Annotated in this window: 12 protein-coding genes and 1 pseudogene; 9 read left to right on the top strand and 4 right to left on the bottom strand. The window is 63.6% G+C overall.

Annotated features, from left to right (window positions below; genetic code table 11):
- Window positions 1-352 precede the first annotated feature (352 nt).
- The 6 genes and pseudogenes from typA to F757_RS37085 form a co-directional block, all read left to right on the top strand.
- Window positions 353-2,179 (top strand): translational GTPase TypA, encoded by a 1,827-nt coding sequence (typA, locus tag F757_RS0127260; protein ID WP_027214150.1) that lies wholly within the window; start codon window positions 353-355, stop codon window positions 2,177-2,179.
- Between the two features lie 393 nt (window positions 2,180-2,572).
- The gene (locus F757_RS0127255; RefSeq protein WP_027214149.1) at window positions 2,573-5,434 is read left to right on the top strand and encodes a 2-oxoglutarate dehydrogenase E1 component; all 2,862 of its coding nucleotides are present in this window, start codon (window positions 2,573-2,575) and stop codon (window positions 5,432-5,434) included.
- 146 nt (window positions 5,435-5,580) lie between these two features.
- The gene (gene odhB, locus F757_RS0127250) at window positions 5,581-6,864 is read left to right on the top strand and encodes a 2-oxoglutarate dehydrogenase complex dihydrolipoyllysine-residue succinyltransferase (RefSeq protein ID WP_027214148.1); all 1,284 of its coding nucleotides are present in this window, start codon (window positions 5,581-5,583) and stop codon (window positions 6,862-6,864) included.
- A 143-nt stretch (window positions 6,865-7,007) separates the two neighbouring features.
- Window positions 7,008-8,438, top strand: a complete 1,431-nt coding sequence (gene lpdA / locus F757_RS0127245; protein WP_027214147.1) for a dihydrolipoyl dehydrogenase — start codon at window positions 7,008-7,010, stop codon at window positions 8,436-8,438.
- 92 nt (window positions 8,439-8,530) lie between these two features.
- Window positions 8,531-9,628, top strand: a complete 1,098-nt coding sequence (gene zapE / locus F757_RS0127240; protein ID WP_027214146.1) for a cell division protein ZapE — start codon at window positions 8,531-8,533, stop codon at window positions 9,626-9,628.
- 121 nt (window positions 9,629-9,749) lie between these two features.
- A pseudogene (locus F757_RS37085) lies at window positions 9,750-10,043 on the top strand (transposase); the annotation flags it as partial.
- Window positions 10,044-10,361: 318 nt separating this feature from the next.
- On the opposite strand, the gene F757_RS0127230 reads toward F757_RS37085, so the two are convergent.
- The 4 genes from F757_RS0127230 to F757_RS0127210 all read right to left on the bottom strand — a co-directional run bounded on the left by F757_RS0127230 (window position 10,362) and on the right by F757_RS0127210 (window position 16,436).
- Window positions 10,362-10,847, bottom strand: coding sequence for a DUF2147 domain-containing protein (locus tag F757_RS0127230; RefSeq protein WP_027214145.1), 486 nt, complete (start codon window positions 10,845-10,847; stop codon window positions 10,362-10,364).
- 275 nt (window positions 10,848-11,122) lie between these two features.
- Window positions 11,123-12,829, bottom strand: coding sequence for a ShlB/FhaC/HecB family hemolysin secretion/activation protein (locus tag F757_RS0127225; RefSeq protein WP_027214144.1), 1,707 nt, complete (start codon window positions 12,827-12,829; stop codon window positions 11,123-11,125).
- 384 nt (window positions 12,830-13,213) lie between these two features.
- Entirely contained in the window at window positions 13,214-14,635 is a 1,422-nt protein-coding gene (locus tag F757_RS0127215; RefSeq protein WP_027214142.1) for a collagen-like triple helix repeat-containing protein, read from the bottom strand.
- Between the two features lie 301 nt (window positions 14,636-14,936).
- Window positions 14,937-16,436, bottom strand: a complete 1,500-nt coding sequence (locus F757_RS0127210; protein ID WP_027214141.1) for a collagen-like triple helix repeat-containing protein — start codon at window positions 16,434-16,436, stop codon at window positions 14,937-14,939.
- Between the two features lie 634 nt (window positions 16,437-17,070).
- On the opposite strand from F757_RS0127210, the gene F757_RS0127205 reads away from it, so the two are divergent.
- From F757_RS0127205 to F757_RS0127195, 3 genes are all read left to right on the top strand, one after another.
- Entirely contained in the window at window positions 17,071-17,250 is a 180-nt protein-coding gene (locus tag F757_RS0127205) for a Flp family type IVb pilin (RefSeq protein WP_027214140.1), read from the top strand.
- A 143-nt stretch (window positions 17,251-17,393) separates the two neighbouring features.
- Complete coding sequence (locus F757_RS0127200; protein WP_027214139.1) at window positions 17,394-17,894, top strand: A24 family peptidase; 501 nt, start codon at window positions 17,394-17,396, stop codon at window positions 17,892-17,894.
- Window positions 17,855-18,346: a TadE/TadG family type IV pilus assembly protein gene (locus F757_RS0127195; protein WP_442856664.1), complete on the top strand. Its 492-nt coding sequence runs from the start codon at window positions 17,855-17,857 to the stop codon at window positions 18,344-18,346. The genes F757_RS0127200 and F757_RS0127195 overlap by 40 nt, the downstream gene beginning before the upstream one ends.
- The last annotated feature ends 85 nt before the right edge of the window (window positions 18,347-18,431 follow it).

The following is an 18,431-nucleotide window of genomic DNA, read 5'->3' as shown; positions in this document are numbered from 1 at the left end:
CGTGCGAATGCAATGGTTGACTAGGCATGATTATAAGAGTCGGATGATTGACTGGGCAAGCGTTATTGCAGCTTAGGCAATTAAATTTCCGCGCTCAAGTAAGGATTGGCGCGTTTTCACGTAGGGCGGCTGGAGGTTCGTCGTCGGGCCGGTCGCGCGCGAAACGCTGCACGAAGCGGCTTGCTATCAGGGAATACCAGATGGCATAACTGTTCAGTGCTATAATATTGGGTTCCCAAAAGTGCGCTTTGGGCTTGTCGTAAATTTGTCCTCGTATTGCTCTGGTAAAAAGGGTGAACGGCAGGGGTAAGCGGCATGAGCAAGCGGCGCACTCAACTGTCTCCAGGTTCCTATGACCCGCGCCCTACGCAACATCGCCATCATTGCCCACGTCGACCACGGCAAGACCACGCTCGTCGACCAGCTTCTCCGCCAGACCGCCACGTTCCGCGACAATCAGCAGATTGCCGAGCGCGTGATGGACTCGAACGACATCGAAAAAGAACGTGGCATCACGATCCTTTCAAAGAACTGCGCGGTCGAATACGAAGGCACGCACATCAACATCGTCGACACCCCGGGTCACGCGGACTTCGGCGGCGAAGTGGAGCGCGTGCTGTCCATGGTCGACTCCGTGCTGCTGCTCGTCGACGCAGTGGAAGGCCCGATGCCGCAAACGCGCTTCGTCACCAAGAAGGCGCTCGCGCTCGGCCTGAAGCCGATCGTGGTGGTCAACAAGGTCGACCGTCCGGGCGCGCGCGTGGACTGGGTGATCAACCAGACTTTCGACCTGTTCGACAAGCTCGGTGCGACCGACGAACAGCTCGACTTTCCGATCGTCTACGCGTCGGGCCTGAACGGCTATGCCGGCCTCACGCCCGACGTGCGCGAAGGCGACATGCGCCCGCTCTTCGAAGCCGTGCTCAAGCACGTGCCGGTGCGCGCAGCCGATCCCGAAGGTCCGCTGCAGTTGCAGATCACCTCGCTCGACTACTCGTCGTATGTCGGCCGTATCGGCGTGGGCCGTATCACGCGCGGCCGCATCAAGCCGGGTATGGCGGTCGCCGTGCGCTCCGGTCCGGACGGCGCGATCCTGAACCGCAAGATCAACCAGGTGCTGTCATTCAAGGGCCTTGAGCGCGTGCAGGTCGACTCGGCCGAAGCCGGCGACATCGTGCTGATCAACGGCATCGAGGAAATCGGCATTGGCGTGACCATCTGTTCGCCGGAGCAGCCGGAAGCATTGCCCATGATCACCGTCGACGAACCGACGCTGACCATGAACTTCCTCGTCAATTCGTCGCCGCTCGCCGGCCGCGAGGGCAAGTTCGTCACGAGCCGTCAGATTCGTGACCGCCTGATGAAGGAACTGAACCACAACGTGGCACTGCGTGTGAAAGACACGGGCGACGAAACCACGTTCGAAGTGGCGGGTCGCGGCGAGCTGCACCTGACCATCCTGGTCGAGAACATGCGTCGCGAGGGCTATGAACTCGCCGTGTCGCGTCCGCGCGTGGTGATGCAGGAAATCGACGGCGTGAAGCACGAGCCGTACGAAAACCTCACCGTGGACATGGAAGACGCGCACCAGGGCGGCGTGATGGAAGAGCTCGGCCGCCGCAAGGGCGAAATGCTCGACATGGCGTCGGACGGCCGTGGCCGCACCCGTCTCGAGTATCGTATTTCGGCGCGCGGCCTGATCGGCTTCCAGTCCGAATTCCTCACGCTCACCCGCGGCACGGGCCTGATGAGCCACACGTTCGACTCGTACCAGCCGGTCAAGGAAGGCGCGGTCGGCGAGCGCCGCAACGGCGTGCTGATCTCGCAGGACGACGGCGCGGCTGTCGCTTACGCACTGTGGAAGCTGCAGGACCGCGGCCGCATGTTCGTGTCGCCGGGCGACGCGCTGTACGAAGGCATGATCATCGGCATTCACAGCCGCGACAACGACCTCGTCGTGAACCCGATCAAAGGCAAGCAGCTTACCAACGTGCGCGCGTCGGGCACCGACGAAGCGGTGCGCCTCGTGCCGCCCGTGCAGTTGTCGCTGGAATACGCGGTCGAATTCATCGACGACGACGAACTGGTCGAAGTCACGCCGCAATCCATTCGCCTGCGCAAGCGCTATCTGAAGGAACACGAGCGCCGTGCCGCAAGCCGCAAGGGCGCGGTCGACTAAGCGGGGCGCGCCGGTCGCGGCGTCTTTGCTGCCCGCGGTTCATGGAAAGCCACCCAAAGCCACCCTTGGGTGGCTTTTTCGTTTTGCGCCATGCCAATGGCGTTATCGGCATTTGGCGCGGGTTGGCCGTTCGTTTGTGCGCGTTTGTCCCCGTTGCTCGCAGAACACTGTTGCGGATCGCGCAAATCGTCGCAAAAGCCCGTCGCTGCGGGCTCGGGCGGCAATTCGTCTGCTATCTGGACTATCCGTTCTGTGATATGCTCCCCGGGTGCAAGTTTTAGGTCCTTCCAAGCAAGACTTGATTCGCGCAATCCGCTAAACGGTCAGGCCGTGTCGCGGAAGGTTCTGTAACCCGCTATTTCTCGAGAAACTCGAAGAAAGGTGAGCGTAAAAATGATGAAGCAATTCCAGTCGAACTCTTATCTGTTCGGCGGCAATGCTCCGTACGTTGAAGAAATGTACGAAGCATATCTCGACAACCCGGCGTCAGTGCCCGAGAACTGGCGCAGCTATTTCGACGCGTTGCAGAATGTTCCTGCATCGGACGGCAGCAATGCCAACGACGTGGCCCACGGCCCGATCGTCGAATCGTTTGCGCAACGGGCCAAGGCCAATGCCTTCATCCCGCGCACCGCAACCGGCGGCGAAGACCTCGCTACCGCGCGAAAGCAAGTCTATGTGCAGTCCCTGATCGGCGCATATCGCTTCCTCGGCTCGCAATGGGCCAATCTCGATCCCCTGAAGCGCCGCGAACGTCCCGCCATTCCCGAACTCGAACCTGCGTTCTACGACTTCACCGAAGCCGACATGGACCAGGAGTACAGCGCCACGAATCTGTATTTCGGATTCGAAAAGGCGTCGCTGCGCGAGATCGTCAAGGCGCTGCGCGACACGTACTGCGGCACGATCGGCGCCGAGTACATGTACATCAGCGATCCGGAGCAGAAGCGCTGGTGGAAGGAAAAGCTGGAGTCGATCCGCTCCACGCCGAATTTCTCGAACGAGAAGAAAAAGCACATCCTGAATCGCCTGACGGCCGCTGAAGGCCTCGAGCGCTTCCTGCATACCAAGTACGTCGGCCAGAAGCGCTTCTCGCTGGAAGGCGGCGAGAGCTTCATCGCGTCGATGGACGAAGTCGTGCGTCACGGCGGCGCCCGCGGCGTGCAGGAAATCGTCATCGGCATGGCTCACCGTGGCCGTCTGAACGTGCTGGTCAATACGCTCGGCAAGATGCCGGCGGACCTGTTCGCCGAATTCGAAGGCAAGCACGTGGACGACCTGCCGGCCGGCGACGTGAAGTACCACAAGGGTTTCTCGTCGGACGTCTCGACCGAAGGCGGCCCGGTGCACCTGTCGCTCGCATTCAACCCGTCGCACCTCGAAATCGTCAACCCGGTGGTGGAAGGCTCGGCGAAGGCGCGTATGGATCGCCGCGGCGACGAAAGCGGCCTGCAGGTGCTGCCGGTGCAGATCCACGGCGACGCGGCTTTCGCCGGCCAGGGCGTGGTGATGGAAACGCTGAACCTCGCGCAAACGCGCGGCTACGGCACGCACGGCACGCTGCATATCGTCATTAACAACCAGATCGGCTTCACGACGTCGGACCCGCGCGACTCGCGCTCCACGCTGTACTGCTCGGACGTCGTCAAGATGATCGAAGCGCCTGTGCTGCACGTGAACGGCGACGATCCCGAAGCGGTCGTGCTGGCCACGCAGCTGGCCATCGACTTCCGGATGCAGTTCCACAAGGACGTCGTGGTCGACATCGTCTGCTTCCGTAAGCTGGGCCACAACGAGCAGGACACGCCGGCTGTCACGCAGCCGCTCATGTACAAGACCATCGCAAAGCATCCGGGCACGCGTGCGCTGTACGCGGAAAAGCTGGTGCAGCAAGGCGTCATCACCGCAGAAGAAGGCGAGGAATTCGTCAAGGCCTACCGCAAGGCGATGGACGAAGGCCACCACACGGTCGACCCGGTGCTCTCGAACTACAAGAGCAAGTACGCGGTGGACTGGGTGCCGTTCCTGAACCGCAAGTGGACCGACGCAGCCGACACGGCTGTGCCGCTCGCGGAACTGAAGCGCCTCGCTGAGCGCATCACCACGATCCCGGAAAACTTCAAGGTTCACCCGCTGGTCGAGCGCGTCATCAACGACCGTCGCGCGATGGGCCGTGGCGAAGCAAAGCTCGACTGGGGCATGGGCGAGCATCTCGCGTTCGCGTCGCTGGTCGCTTCGGGCTACGCGGTGCGTCTGACCGGCCAGGACTCGGGCCGCGGCACGTTCACGCACCGCCACGCGGTGCTGCACGACCAGAACCGCGAGCGCTGGAACGACGGCACGTATGTGCCGCTGCAGAACATCGCCGAAGGTCAGGCGAAGTTCACGGTCATCGACTCGGTGCTGTCGGAAGAAGCGGTGCTCGGCTTCGAATACGGCTATTCGACCGCCGAACCGAACACGTTCGTTGCATGGGAAGCGCAGTTCGGCGACTTCGTGAACGGCGCGCAAGTGGTGATCGACCAGTTCATCTCGTCGGGCGAAGTGAAGTGGGGCCGCGTGTCGGGCCTGACCATGCTGCTGCCGCACGGCTACGAAGGCCAGGGTCCGGAGCACTCGTCCGCGCGTATCGAGCGTTTCCTGCAACTGTGCGCAGATCACAACATGCAGGTCGTTCAGCCGACCACGCCCGCGCAGATCTTCCACCTGCTGCGCCGTCAGATGATCCGCCTGTTCCGCAAGCCGCTGATCGTCGCTACGCCGAAATCGCTGCTGCGTCACAAGGAAGCGGTGTCGGACCTGTCCGAACTGGCGAAGGGGTCGTTCCAGCCGGTGCTCGGCGAAGTGGACGAAAGCATCGACGCGAAGAAGGTCAAGCGCGTGCTGGTGTGCTCGGGCCGCGTGTACTACGACCTCGTCGCGCATCGCCGTGAAGCAAAGTCGAACGACGTCGCCATCGTCCGTATCGAACAGCTGTATCCGTTCGCGCACAAGCAGTTCGAAGCGGAAATCAAGAAATACGACAACGCGACGGAAGTGGTGTGGGTGCAGGACGAGCCGCAGAACCAGGGCCCGTGGTTCTACATCGAGCATCACCTGAAGGAAGGCATGAAGGAAGGACAGAAGCTGGCATACAGCGGCCGTCCGGCTTCGGCTTCGCCGGCAGTGGGCTACTACGCGAAGCACTACGAGCAGCAGAAGGCGCTGGTCGAAGGCGCTTTCGGCCGCCTCAAGAGCGCGTCGATCGCTAAATAAGAAATGAGACGGACCGGGAAAGCGCAGCGCGCTTTCCCGTGCCGCATTCCGCAACCCTTCTTCAAGGTTCGGAGCGCGGCACGCAGGGTCCGCAGGCGGTCGTCGTTCACCGCGCCGTCACCCGATACGTATTCAGGATATTCATAATGGCTATTGTTGAAGTCAAGGTTCCCCAGCTGTCCGAGTCGGTCTCGGAAGCCACGATGCTGCAGTGGAAGAAGAAGCCCGGCGAGGCTGTTGCTCAAGACGAAATTCTCATCGAAATCGAGACCGACAAGGTCGTGCTCGAAGTGCCGGCACCCGCAGCCGGTGTGCTCGCGCAAGTCATCGCGAACGACGGCGACACGGTCACCGCTGACCAGGTTATCGCCAAGATCGACACGGAAGGCACCGCAGGCGCCGCTGCTGTCGAAGCCGAAGTGAAGCCCGCGCCCGTGGCCGCTCCGGCTCCCGCGCCGGCTGCTGCACCGGCCGCGCAAGCTGCATCCGCAACGGGTGCGAACACCGCTGCTTCGCCGGCTGCCGGCAAGCTGATGGCAGAGAAGGGCCTGGCCGCTGGCGACGTCGCCGGCACGGGCCGCGACGGCCGCATCACCAAGGGCGACGTGCTGACCGCAGGCGCGCCCGCCGCAAGGACCGCTGCGCCGGCACCGGCCGCAGCGCCGAAGGCCGCCAAGCCTGCGCTGCCAGACGTGAAGGCGCCTGCATCGGCCGACCAATGGCTGAAGGACCGTCCGGAACAACGCGTGCCGATGTCGCGTCTGCGCGCGCGTATCGCCGAGCGTCTGCTCGAGTCGCAGCAAACCAACGCCATCCTGACTACGTTCAACGAAGTCAACATGGCGCCGGTCATGGATCTGCGCAACAAGTACAAGGACAAGTTCGAAAAGGAACACGGCGTGAAGCTCGGCTTCATGTCGTTCTTCGTGAAGGCGGCTGTGCACGCGCTGAAGAAGTTCCCGCTGGTGAACGCGTCGATCGACGGTAACGACATCGTCTATCACGGCTACTTCGACATCGGTATCGCCGTCGGTTCGCCGCGCGGTCTGGTGGTGCCGATCCTGCGCAATGCGGATCAACTGAGCCTCGCCGAAATCGAGAAGAAGATTGCCGAGTTCGGTCAGAAGGCGAAGGACGGCAAGCTGTCCATCGAAGAAATGACGGGTGGTACGTTCTCGATCTCCAATGGCGGCGTGTTCGGCTCGATGCTCTCGACGCCGATCATCAACCCGCCGCAGTCCGCGATTCTCGGCGTGCACGCAACGAAGGAACGCGCTGTCGTCGAAAACGGCCAGATCGTAATCCGCCCGATGAACTATCTGGCGCTCTCGTACGACCACCGGATCATCGACGGTCGTGAAGCCGTGCTGTCGCTCGTCGCCATGAAGGACGCGCTGGAAGATCCGGCGCGCCTGCTGCTCGACCTGTAATCCCCGGTCCGGTTTGCGCCGGCTTGCAAAAACGCAAGCCGGCGCCACTTGCAGATCAGTTTCACGCCTTTCGCATTCCGCAGCACATGAACGAGACGCGCCACGAAGCGTGGCCGCGCCGTTCCGTCATCAAAAGGATTGTCATGTCCAAAGAATTTGACGTCGTCGTGATCGGCGCAGGCCCCGGCGGTTATATCGCCGCCATTCGCGCAGCGCAGCTCGGCAAGACCGTCGCATGTATCGAAAAATGGAAGAACCCGGCCGGCGCGCTGAAGTTGGGCGGCACGTGCCTGAACGTGGGTTGCATTCCGTCGAAGGCGCTGCTCGCGTCGTCGGAAGAGTTTGAAAACGCGTCGCATCACCTCGCCGACCACGGCATTTCCGTGGAGAACGTGAAGGTCGACATCTCGAAGATGATGGCTCGCAAAGAGGGCATCGTCGAGAAAATGACCAAGGGTATCGAATTCCTGTTCCGCAAGAACAAGATCACGTGGCTCAAGGGTCACGGCAAGTTCACCGGCAAGACGGACGCCGGCGTGCAGATCGAAGTGAGCGGCGAAGGCGAAACAGAAGTGGTCACGGCGAAGAACGTGATCATCGCCACCGGTTCGAAGGCGCGTCATTTGCCGAACATTCCGGTGGACAACAAGATCGTCGCCGACAACGAAGGTGCGCTGTCTTTCGACTCCGCGCCGAAGAAACTCGCTGTGATCGGCGCAGGCGTGATCGGTCTGGAGCTCGGTTCGGTATGGCGTCGCCTCGGCGCTGAAGTGACCGTGCTCGAAGCGCTGCCGGAATTCCTCGGCTCGGCTGACCAGGCGCTGTCCAAGGAAGCGGCCAAGCAGTTCAAGAAGCAGGGCCTCGACATTCACGTCGGCGTGAAGGTCGGCGAAGTCACCACGACGGACAACAGCGTCACGATCAACTACACGGACAAGGACGGCAACGCGCAGAAGCTCGAAGCCGACCGCCTGATCGTGTCGATTGGCCGCGTGCCGAACACCGACAACCTCGGTCTGGAAGCGATCGGTCTGAAAGCGAACGAGCGTGGCTTTATCGACGTGGACGATCATTGCGCGACGGCCGTGCCGAATGTGTACGCGATCGGCGACGTGGTGCGCGGCCCGATGCTCGCGCACAAGGCCGAGGACGAAGGCGTGCTGGTGGCCGAAATCATCGACGGTCAGAAGCCGCACATCGACTACAACTGCATTCCGTGGGTGATCTACACCGAGCCGGAAATCGCATGGGTCGGCAAGACCGAGCAGCAACTGAAGGCGGAAGGCCGCGAGATCAAGACCGGCCAGTTCCCGTTCATGGCCAACGGCCGTGCGCTCGGCATCAACAAGGCAGATGGTTTCGTCAAGATGATCGCGGACGCAAAGACCGACGAACTGCTCGGCGTGCACATCATTGCGGCGAACGCATCGGACCTGATCGCCGAAGCCGTGGTGGCCATGGAATTCAAGGCGGCCTCGGAAGACATCGGCCGCATCTGCCATCCGCACCCGTCGCTGTCGGAAGTCATGCGCGAAGCGGCGCTCGCCGTGGACAAGCGCGCGCTCAACATGTAATCGCGCGCACGCCTGACTGAACGCACTGGCATTTCCGGCATCACAGGGCGGGCGGGTTCATTCCCTCCCGCCTTTCTTTTTGCAGCAACACGATGAACGTCACCGAATACTACGAAAAAGAACTGCAGACGCGGGGCTATCAATCCGACCCGGCGCAACGTGCGGCGGTGGACCGTCTGCAGCGGTGCTACGAAGAGTGGGTCGAGTACAAGGCGCGTCGCTCGAACGCGTTCAAGAAGCTCATCAATCACCCGGACCAGCCGCGCGGCGTCTACATGTGGGGCGGGGTGGGGCGCGGCAAGAGCTTTCTGATGGACAGCTTTTACATGATCGTGCCGGTGCAGCGTAAAACGCGCCTGCATTTCCACGAGTTCATGCGCGAGGTGCATCGCGAACTGGAAGAGCTGAAGGGCCAGGCCGATCCGCTCGACGAACTCGCGCGCCGTGTGGCCAAACGCTACCGGCTCATCTGCTTCGACGAATTTCACGTGTCGGACATCGCGGACGCGATGATTCTTTACCGCCTGCTCGACAAGCTGTTCGAAAACGGCGTGCAGTTCGTGATGACGTCCAACTACGACCCCGACACGCTGTATCCGGACGGCCTGCATCGCGACCGCATGCTGCCCGCCATCGAACTGATCAAGACCAAGCTGGACGTGATCAACGTGGACGCAGGCATTGACTACCGGCAGCGCACGCTGGCGCAGGTCGAGGTCTATCACACGCCGCTCGGCGCGGCCGCCGACAAGGCGCTGCGTGATGCGTTCGCGCGTCTTGCCGCGGTGCCTGACGAAAGCCCGATCCTGCACATTGAAAAGCGCGAGCTGAAAGCGCTGCGCAAGGCCGACGGCGTGGTCTGGTTCGATTTCTCGACGTTGTGCGGCGGTCCGCGTTCGCAGAACGATTACCTGGAACTCGCAAGCCGTTTTCACGCGGTGATCCTGTCCGCCGTGCCGCAGATGTCGGCGCGCATGGCGTCGGAGGCGCGCCGCTTCACCTGGCTCATCGACGTGTTCTACGACCACAAGGTGAAGCTGCTGATGTCCGCCGCGGTGCCGCCCGAGCAGCTTTATGTGGACGGTCCGATGGCCAATGAATTCACGCGCACGGTGTCGCGCATCGTCGAGATGCAGAGCAAGGAGTATCTCGATGCGCCGCGCCGGATCGTCGATACGTCGCTTACCTGAGGCGCGGGGCGCGCCGGAGGACGCCGGAACCGACCGCCGGCGGTGGTTTTGCGATAGGTCGCTGCTTCTGCGCCTAGCGGACTAGGCCGAAAGGCCTGTTTTCAGGATTCGGATTGCTCCGATGTTCTGGTTGTGGACGACTGGCTATCTTTGTCGATTATCTGACAAAGGAGAAACCATGAACCCCTACCGCGACATCAACGACGAAGAATGGCAACGCATCGCGCCGTTGCTGCCCGAATTGCGCCCGCGCTCGGAATTGCGGGGCCGCCCGCTGGCCAACACGCGCTCGGTGCTCAACGGCGTGCTGTGGGTAATGTACAGCGGCGCCACGTGGTCCGCCATGCCGCGCAAATACCCGTCCTATCAAACCTGCCATCGCCGCTTCAAGGCCTGGTACGAGTCCGGCGTGCTCAAACGCGTAATGGAGCAGCTATTCGGCGCCGCGAGCGAGGAACTGTGCGCCATGATGGAAGCTCGCATGCGCACCCATCCGGCCGCAGAATCCAAACCCGTGGCTGCCGCTGAGAAGGCGCCCGCGCCGCTGGCACCAGCAGTCTACAATCGCCGCCGGCCAAGCCTCTGCCGTCGTCTCCGTTTGCTTTCACGTCGCCTTTCAAACACGCTGCATGACGACTCGAATTGCGCGACATTGGGTAGAAAAAACGGCCGAACGATCATAATCGTCGGCCGTTTCTTTTTTCTCGGCACCGGGTGCGGCTACTGCGCCGTCCTATTGCTGGCGCACCCAGGTTTGCGAGCGTCCCAGCAGCGACACGCCGATATATCCGCGCACGACCAGTTTGTTGCCGCCGTCTTCAAGGCGCATCTTGCACTTGTAGAGCTTGCCGTTTTCCGGGTCCAGAATCTGCCCGTGATCCCAGGCGTCGCCGTCCTTCTTCATGTCGCTGATGATCGTCATGCCGAGAATCGGCTGGTCCTTGCGCGCGTCGGTGCACGCGGTGCAGCGACGATCCGGCTGGTCGTACGCGCCGAGTCCCTTGACCACCTTGCCGCTCAGCGTGCCATTGCCGTCCTGCACGATCTGCACGAGCGCCTTGGGCTGGCCGGTGTGATCGTCGATGGTCTGCCACGTGCCCACCGGCGTATCGGCCTGTGCCATCGCGGTGGCGGCACTCGCGAGCAGCACGCCGGCGAGTGCCGCCTGTTTCGCTGCGCGTACTGCGAGGGTACGGGCGCGCTGAGTGAGCTGAGCCAACTGCATCATTGTCTTCCTCCGTGAAAAAAAGATGGCGCGATCATGGTCGCGCAGCATTATCGGCACCCGCGCGAGGCGTTTGCCTTGCGATGTCGCGCGATGCCTTGGGGTCTCCTGACGCGCCGCACCCGGCGTCCGGTCCGCGGCTCTGTGCGGCCGCGTGATGTGATCGATGAGAATACGTGAAGTGAGCGCGAAAGTGCGCGCGCAGTTTGATAATGAAGCCTCTAATCGGCTGTGGCACTTCACGCGCAACGAGCCTTGCCCGGTCCGGCTCAGTTCAACTGGTACGAGAACGTGGCATTGATGCGCGGACTGCGCGACGCGCTTTCGACTGGAGCGTCGCCGACCGCCTTCGCCACCGAGAGATCGAGGCTGTAATACTTCGCGTCGCTGATCCGGAAGCCAAATGCAATCGACGCAAGCCGCGACGGCGACGGCGTCCCCGCATGCAGATAGACACGCGCCATATCGAACGAGATGTATGGCGTGAACGTGCGCAGATAGGTGAAGCCCGGCGTGAACGCGCGGTTGATCTCGAACATGGCGCCCCAGCCCGAATCGCCCGACGCTTCGCCCGGCTGATAGCCTTGCGCGAAACGCTGCGCGCCGAAGGCGATCTGCTCGGAGGTCGGCAGCGAGACGGCGCTGTACTGGCCGGTCAGCGAGATGGCCGTACCGATCCTGAAGGGCCACTCATTGGTTTGTGAAAAACTTGCACCGGTACGCACGAAGTTGATCGAAGCGGGATTGTTGACGCGCGTGCCGGGCACATTCGAATCGCCGGCCTTCGACGCGCCCAGAATGTCGAACGCCTTCGCCACGTTAAGGCTCGCGCGGCGCACCTGGCCGGTTTGCACGCTCGTGTAGTCCGCTTGCAATTGCATCACGCGCACTTGCGACCGCAGGCCGATCTGCGCACCCGTCTGTTGATTGTGATAGCGGTCCTCGTCGTGCGAGGCATACACCGACGCCGTGCCGATCACGCTTTGCGAATTGCTCAGCAGGATGGGATACGCTAGCGAGCCGCCGACCTTGTCGTTGATCACCGTGCGCTCGACGTAGGACGGCAAGCCCGGATTGTCGACCGGGTTGCCGCGATAGTGCGATGCGTCGAGCTTCGCAATCAGACCATTGCTGCCGATCGGGACGGTGGCATGCGCGGCCAGATAAGTGACGTTGTCGCGGCCTTTCGGCAGCAGCGCCGACACGCTCAGTTGTTCGCCGAGCGCGGTGAGGCCATTTTCGGTCGCGCTCAGCAGGCCTTGCACGCCGGGATGATTGAAGTCGATACCGGTACTGACATCAAAAGGCTTGCGCTCCACGTTCAGCTCGAGCGTGGTCGCACCGTCCGTGTTCTGCGGCGGCGGAACGTTCGCGGCGACTTTCACACCGGGCAACAAGCCGAGCACGTTGATATAGCGCTCGAAGGTCGCGCGCCGCAGCGGCCGGTCCGCAGTGATGTGATCCGCGATTGCGCGGATTTTGTCTTCCACCGCGCCGGCCTTGCCGGTCACCTTGACGGCCGACACGTAGCCTTCCACTACCGTGACCCGCACCACGCCGTCGTCGAATGTCTGTGCCGGGACGAATGCAAACGAAAGCGCGAAGCCGCGCTCCTGGTAGAGCTTCGTCACGCCGTTGGCCACCTGGATCAGATCGCCGATGGTCGTCTCCTTGCCGACGAGCGGCGTGAAGCGCTGCGCGACGTCGTCGAAGGGAATCGACCTGACGCCTTCGATCTGCACGCGCGTTGGCGTGAGATGGCGCGCAAGCAGTTCCTGTAGTTGCGGCGCTTGCGGCGCGACCTGCACGGTCACGTTCGGACCTTTGTCGGGCGCCTTGATTTGCGGCAGCGAGTCCAGCGGATTGCCTCCGGCGACCGCGGCGGGTCGCGACTGCGCTTGTGCCGGCGCTTGCATTGCGCTCGCTGCCAACGCCGCAAGCATGAAGGTCCAGGTGCTGCCGTGCCCGAGTCTCATCGGATTGTCCTCGTATGCCGTTTTGTTCTGCGAGCGTCTGTCATTGCGCGGCATGGCCTTGCCGCCTGACGGCGCTCGATTTATGGATGGCCGGACGGAGCTAGCCGTCCCGCCATGTATTACGTCATCAACCGCGCGAAGCTTGAATGCAGTGCGAACGAGGGCGCGTGCGACGTGCTGCGCGGCCCATTCGTGCAATGGCATGTCATGTCACGTTGTGTCGTGTCGTGCGATGCAATGCCAGGTCAATGTCACGCCATGTCATGCCGCGCCGTGCCACGTCACGCCATGCCATGCGACGTGAGCCGCGCGCAACGGCACGGCGCGAGACCGTGACGGCTCGCGGACCATGCCATGCGTGTCGCGTCCGAGCCTTTATGCGGACTACTTACGACTTACCGGCACGAGCCCGCCCAGTAATGTGGTCAGTCCGCCCGCCGGACTGCCGGAGGCACTAGTCGAAGTTGTGGCGGCAGTGGAGCCGGTGGCGCCGCTCAAGGTGCCCGTCAGTTGCCCAACCAGGGCGGTCACAGGCCCGAGCGCCTGTGCGCCGCCCGAGCCGCCCGAGCTCGCCGCAGCGCCGGTTACGCCGGACAGCGCGCCGGTCACCGACTGCAGCGACGACAGCGACGAAAGCGAAGATGATGCGGACGAAAGCGGGCTTGTCCCGCTGCCCGTACCGCCCAGGGCGGAAGTCAGCGGGCCGAGAGGGGCGCCGCTCAGGCCGGAGCCGACCCCGGCAAGAGGCGTGCCGCCGAGCAGCGTCGACAGAGAGCCAAGCGGATTGCCGCCGAGCCCAAGACTGGCGAGCGTGTCTTGCAGCGGGCCAAACGGGCTGCTGTTCGAAGGCGGTCCGTTGGCGATGCTGAAATTCGTGCTGCCGACGAGGCTCGTGATTAGTCCGGGGATCGGCCGCACGCCGTTCGGGCCGTTTGGATTGACGAGCCCGCCCGTGTTCGTCACGGTGTTGCCGAGCGAGCTGATCAGCGCACCGGCATCGGCGCCGAGCGGGTTGCCGCTTGCCGCGCCCGCCTGCGAGCCAGCGGCGCCGAGTGCGCCGCCAAGCTGAGCCAGCAGACCCCCGAGCGGTGCGCCGAGGCCCGTCTGCGTGCCCACCGCCTGGGTGACGAGGCCCGCGGTGACGACGATCGGCGTGATCGCCGTACTGAGCGGTTGCGTGAGCTGCTGGACCGGAGCCGAGCCGAGCGTACTGCCGAGCGTGGCGCCGCCCGCGTTGAGCGCGGTAGCGGTGGTCGACAGGGCACCCGCCAACGGCGTCGTGACGGGCGAGAGTGGCGCAAGATTGCCGCTGCCGAGGCCGTCCACACCGGTGCTCAGGCCTTGCACGACGCCGCTCGTCGAACTCACCACCGGGCCGAGACCCGCTACCGTGGTGCCGACGGGATTCTGCGTCGCCCCGATCTGGCCGACGCCGCCGCTTACCGCGTTGGCGAGCGTGTTCAGCGTACTGCTCGTGCCCGACACGGCGTCGCCGAGACCTCGCGTGACTTGCGGGCTCAGGCCGGGAATGGTCTGCGCGGCGATCACCGAGCCCAGGTCGTTGGTCGTCTTCGCGGCCCCCGTGACGGCGCCCGAGGTGCCGGTGGTGGTCGTCGTCGGGTTACCGCCACTGCCGGTCGATCCCGAGCCGCTGCCGCTGCCGGTGCTGGAGGTGGGCGGCGAGTTGACCGTGCTGCCGCCGCACGCGGCGAGCAGGCCGGCGACGGCCACGGCGATCAACGGCGTGCGCAACGACATGAAGGCCGTCGCGGCAGGATGGCGGTTCAACAGACGGGGTGTGGACATGTGTGCTCCTCAATGCCTTCGGGTAATCGTGTTTGCTGCTGGAGCGCGCCGTCTCGTCGAGATGGCGGCGCGCCTTTCTTCCCAGCTGTATTGGGACTGCAGCATTCGGATCAGGCCTGGACGCCCGGAGTGAACGCCGCTGTCACGTGTGTGCGCGGTGGATCGTCAGGAAGCGCGTCGGTCGCGCACCATCGCGTGAAGCGTCGCGCGCTGCGGCTTTCTTTGCCTGCTTCCGCCGCCTGTTTCGCCACGCAGTTCGCCAGGTGCGTCCCGCCGTGCTCCCTTGCGTGCGTGGCCGCGCCTACTTCTTCGACAATCCCCCGAGCAGGCCGCCGACCAGCGAGGTCACTGGCGCAAGCGGATTGCTTGCCGTGCCATTGCCCGAGCTGGCCGTGAGCGACACACCCGGGGGCGTCGTGCTGGTCGTGCGGGTCGCGCTGGAGGTTGCCGCCGCTGTCGTCGTGGCGACGCCGCCGAGTGCGCCTGTCACCGTCGACAGCACGCCTGTGACAGGGGCCAACGGGCTGCTGCCGCCGGCTGCGCCGCTCAATCCGCTCGTCACACTCGACAACACACCGGTCACCGGCGCAAGCGGGCTCGCACCAGCGGACGCACCGCCAAGCGCGCCCGTCAACCCAGCCAGCGCGCCTGTGACCGGCGCGAGCGGGCCGCTGCTGGCGCCGCCCGTCAAGCCGCTGAGCACGCCGGACACCGGCGCAAGCGGTCCACTAGCGGCTCCGCCCGTGAGGCCGCCGAGCGCGCTCGTCAGCGGCGCGAGCGGGTTGCCGCTGGTGCCGCCCGTCACTAGTCCGCCGACGGAGGCGACCGTGGTGCCGGTGTCCGTGACGGTGCGCCCGAGTGCAGTCGTGACGGGATTGCCACCGGAAGTGGCGAGCAGCGTGCCGGCCTGCGCGAGTCCGCCGCCGAGCGTCGAGAGGAGCGTATTGACCGGTGCCCCGAGCCCCGTTGTCGTGCCAACCGTCTGCGTGGTCGATGCGACCATCGACGTAATGGGGGTGATCGCGGTGCTCAGTGTCTGCGTGACCTGCTGGACCGGGCCTGTCGAAAGGGCGGTGCCGAGCATGCTGCCGCCGTTCGTGACCGCGCCGCCCAGGGTCGTGACAGCGCCGCCGAGCGGCGTCGTGATCGCAGACAACGGCGCGAGCGGCCCGCTGCCGAGGCTGGTCACGAGGCTGCCTGTGTCCGTCACCGCGCCGCCCACGTGTCCGAGCACGCCGCCCACGCTCGATACCGTGGTGCCGATCGCATTGCCGCCGGTGCCTAGCTGACCGAGCCCTTGCGTGACGCCGCCGCCGAGCGTCGACACCGCCGCGCCGACTTCCTGGACGATGCTTCCTGCGGCCTGGGTGGTTTGCGTGCTGACGCCCGGCAGCGTCTGCGAGCCGATCACCGTGCCGACGCCCGTGACTGTCGAGCCCACGTCGCCGATCACACCGCCCGTGTTGCCCACCACCGTGCCGATTGAATTGGCCACCGGCGTCGTGGCGGGATTGGTGCCGGGGTCCGTGTGCGTATCAGGGTTGGTGTTCGTATTGGAGTTGCTGCCGGAGCCGGCCGAGCCCATCGAGCCGCTGCCGCTTGCCGTCGACAAGGTGCCGCCCGCCGAACCGCTGCCCTTGCTGCCGGTGCCCGAGCTGAGGCTGCCGGAGCCCCCGCAGGCGCCAAGCGAAAGCAGCGCTGCCACGCCGGCCGCGATCACCGTGCTGCGCAGCGCGCGGCTGGCTGCCCTTCCCGTAGGTGCGGTGTGAATGTTTTCGGTGTTGATCGTTTGAATGTTCATGTCGCCTCGCATCGCATGTGTTGTGTGGTCCTGCTGCGGGCTATCTCTGCAGGACCCGTGCCATTTCCACTGATCAATAGCGCGAATTTTCGAATGCGAGCCGTAACACCATGTCAAATAAGGCATTGCTGGATGTGATGGAGCGCGCGCTAAATGAGGAATTGACAAAAAGAGGCACGCGGCGGCGCATTACCGAGGGCGGCGTAACGTAACGGCCCGCATGCGCCGTTACGGAATCCGCCGTAACGCGAGCGCACACGCAGCGGCGCAGTACCCAAAAACATAATTAGTGCAACGATTCAAAGTTATGGTTAATACTATGTGCTGCAACGCACGAACAACCGTTAACCTATGTGGGCGAGAAGAACACGTGGACAGACGCGTCCGCGGGCAAAGCACAATTGCTTTAATTAGATTGTTCGGCTATAAAACGCCACAGTTGCGCGGCATCACGAGGGAGGTGGGTTATCGAACAGACAGCTCATACATATCCGTTTCATCGGGACGGCCGCAACGGCAGCCGCTACGACGCGACATACCGCGCCGGGACTGAGAGACCAGCGGGGCGGGGCGCGCGGCACGTACCGCCGGGCGGCGCATAGAAAGACGAATAAATCGAAGATCGAGGGTAAAAATGAAAAAGTTCGCCACAAGCTTTCTGAGAGATAACCGGGGCGTTACCGCACTGGAATACGGCCTGATCGCAGGCCTGATCGTCGTTGTTATCGGCTCGACCGTGCAGGGCCTCGGCACGCAACTCAATACTGCATTTCAGACGGTCGCCGGGCTTTTGCCTGCCATCAGCAGAAATTAATGCGATCGGCGACCCGCCCGGCCGAGTGTAAGGCGTTATTCATTTAGCGCCCGCGCTGTAATTCGCCGAGGGGGCTGCCAGACAGGCGCACCCGGATTGCGATTGCAATCCGGGGTGGATTTATGCGCCCGTCAAAATCTGCTATGCAAGTGTCTATTGCACTTTTCTTATTCATGGTCTGGTGTGGGTGTGTCGCTATTAGCGATTGCCGCAGCCGGCATATTTCCAATGGGCTTGTCGTTACTGGTTTGATAGCGGCGTTTCTATGCGCTTTATTTGACATTTGTCCGTTCGGTATATCCGCGGTTCAGGCGGCGGCCGGTGCGGCGGTCGGCCTCGCGGTGCTGTTGCCGTTGTTCGCGCTCGGCGTGATGGGCGCCGCGGACGTCAAGGTATTCGCCGTGCTGGGCGCATGGTGTGGCATCCACGCGCTGCTGGGCTTGTGGGCGGTGGCGAGCGTCCTTGCCGGACTGCACGCGCTGTGGGTGCTTGCTGCGGCCCGCCCACGCATGGTGGCGTTGTGCAGACGCCGCGCGCCCACCTTCGAACTGGCAGGCCGGCGCGCCACGCCGTTTGCCGCATGTCTCACCGTGCCATTGATGCTGTGGCTCGCCGTCCAGGTCGTTGCCGGAGGCCTCCGATGATCACGCCGATGTCCCTTCGCTGGCAACGCGGCGCCACCGCAATCGAGTTCGCGCTCGTGTTTCCGCTGTTCTTCTGCGTGTTCTATGCGATCGTGACCTTCAGTCTCATCTTCGTTGCGCAGCAGAGCCTTACGCTTGCCAGCGAAGAGGGCGCGCGCGCGGCGCTGAACTACCAGAAGGCAAACGACGTGGCCACCGCGCTCACCCTGCGCGCCACGGCCGCCTGCACCACTGCCACCAACATGGTCGCGTCGATGATCAGCACCGCGTCCTGTCAGACCGTACCCTCCGCGTGCAGCTATCAACCCGCCATGACTTGCATGGCAGTGAGCCTCACCTACGACTACGCGGCGCATCCGCTGATACCGAACCTGCCTCTGCTAGGACTGGTGCTGCCCGCCAGTCTGAGCAGTACCGCCACGGTGCAACTCAATCCGGTGAACATCCTGTGACTCACGCTCAAGCTTCCGTCCCGCCAGCCCCGGCTCGCTCACCCACGCATCGTAGCCGTCTGGCCCGGTGTGCTGCGTGGCGGGC

This window comes from Burkholderia sp. WSM2232 (assembly GCF_000472545.1).
Classification (GTDB): domain Bacteria; phylum Pseudomonadota; class Gammaproteobacteria; order Burkholderiales; family Burkholderiaceae; genus Paraburkholderia.
Note: the sequence above shows the minus strand (reverse complement) of the source record. Positions and strands in the feature narration are given on the sequence as shown.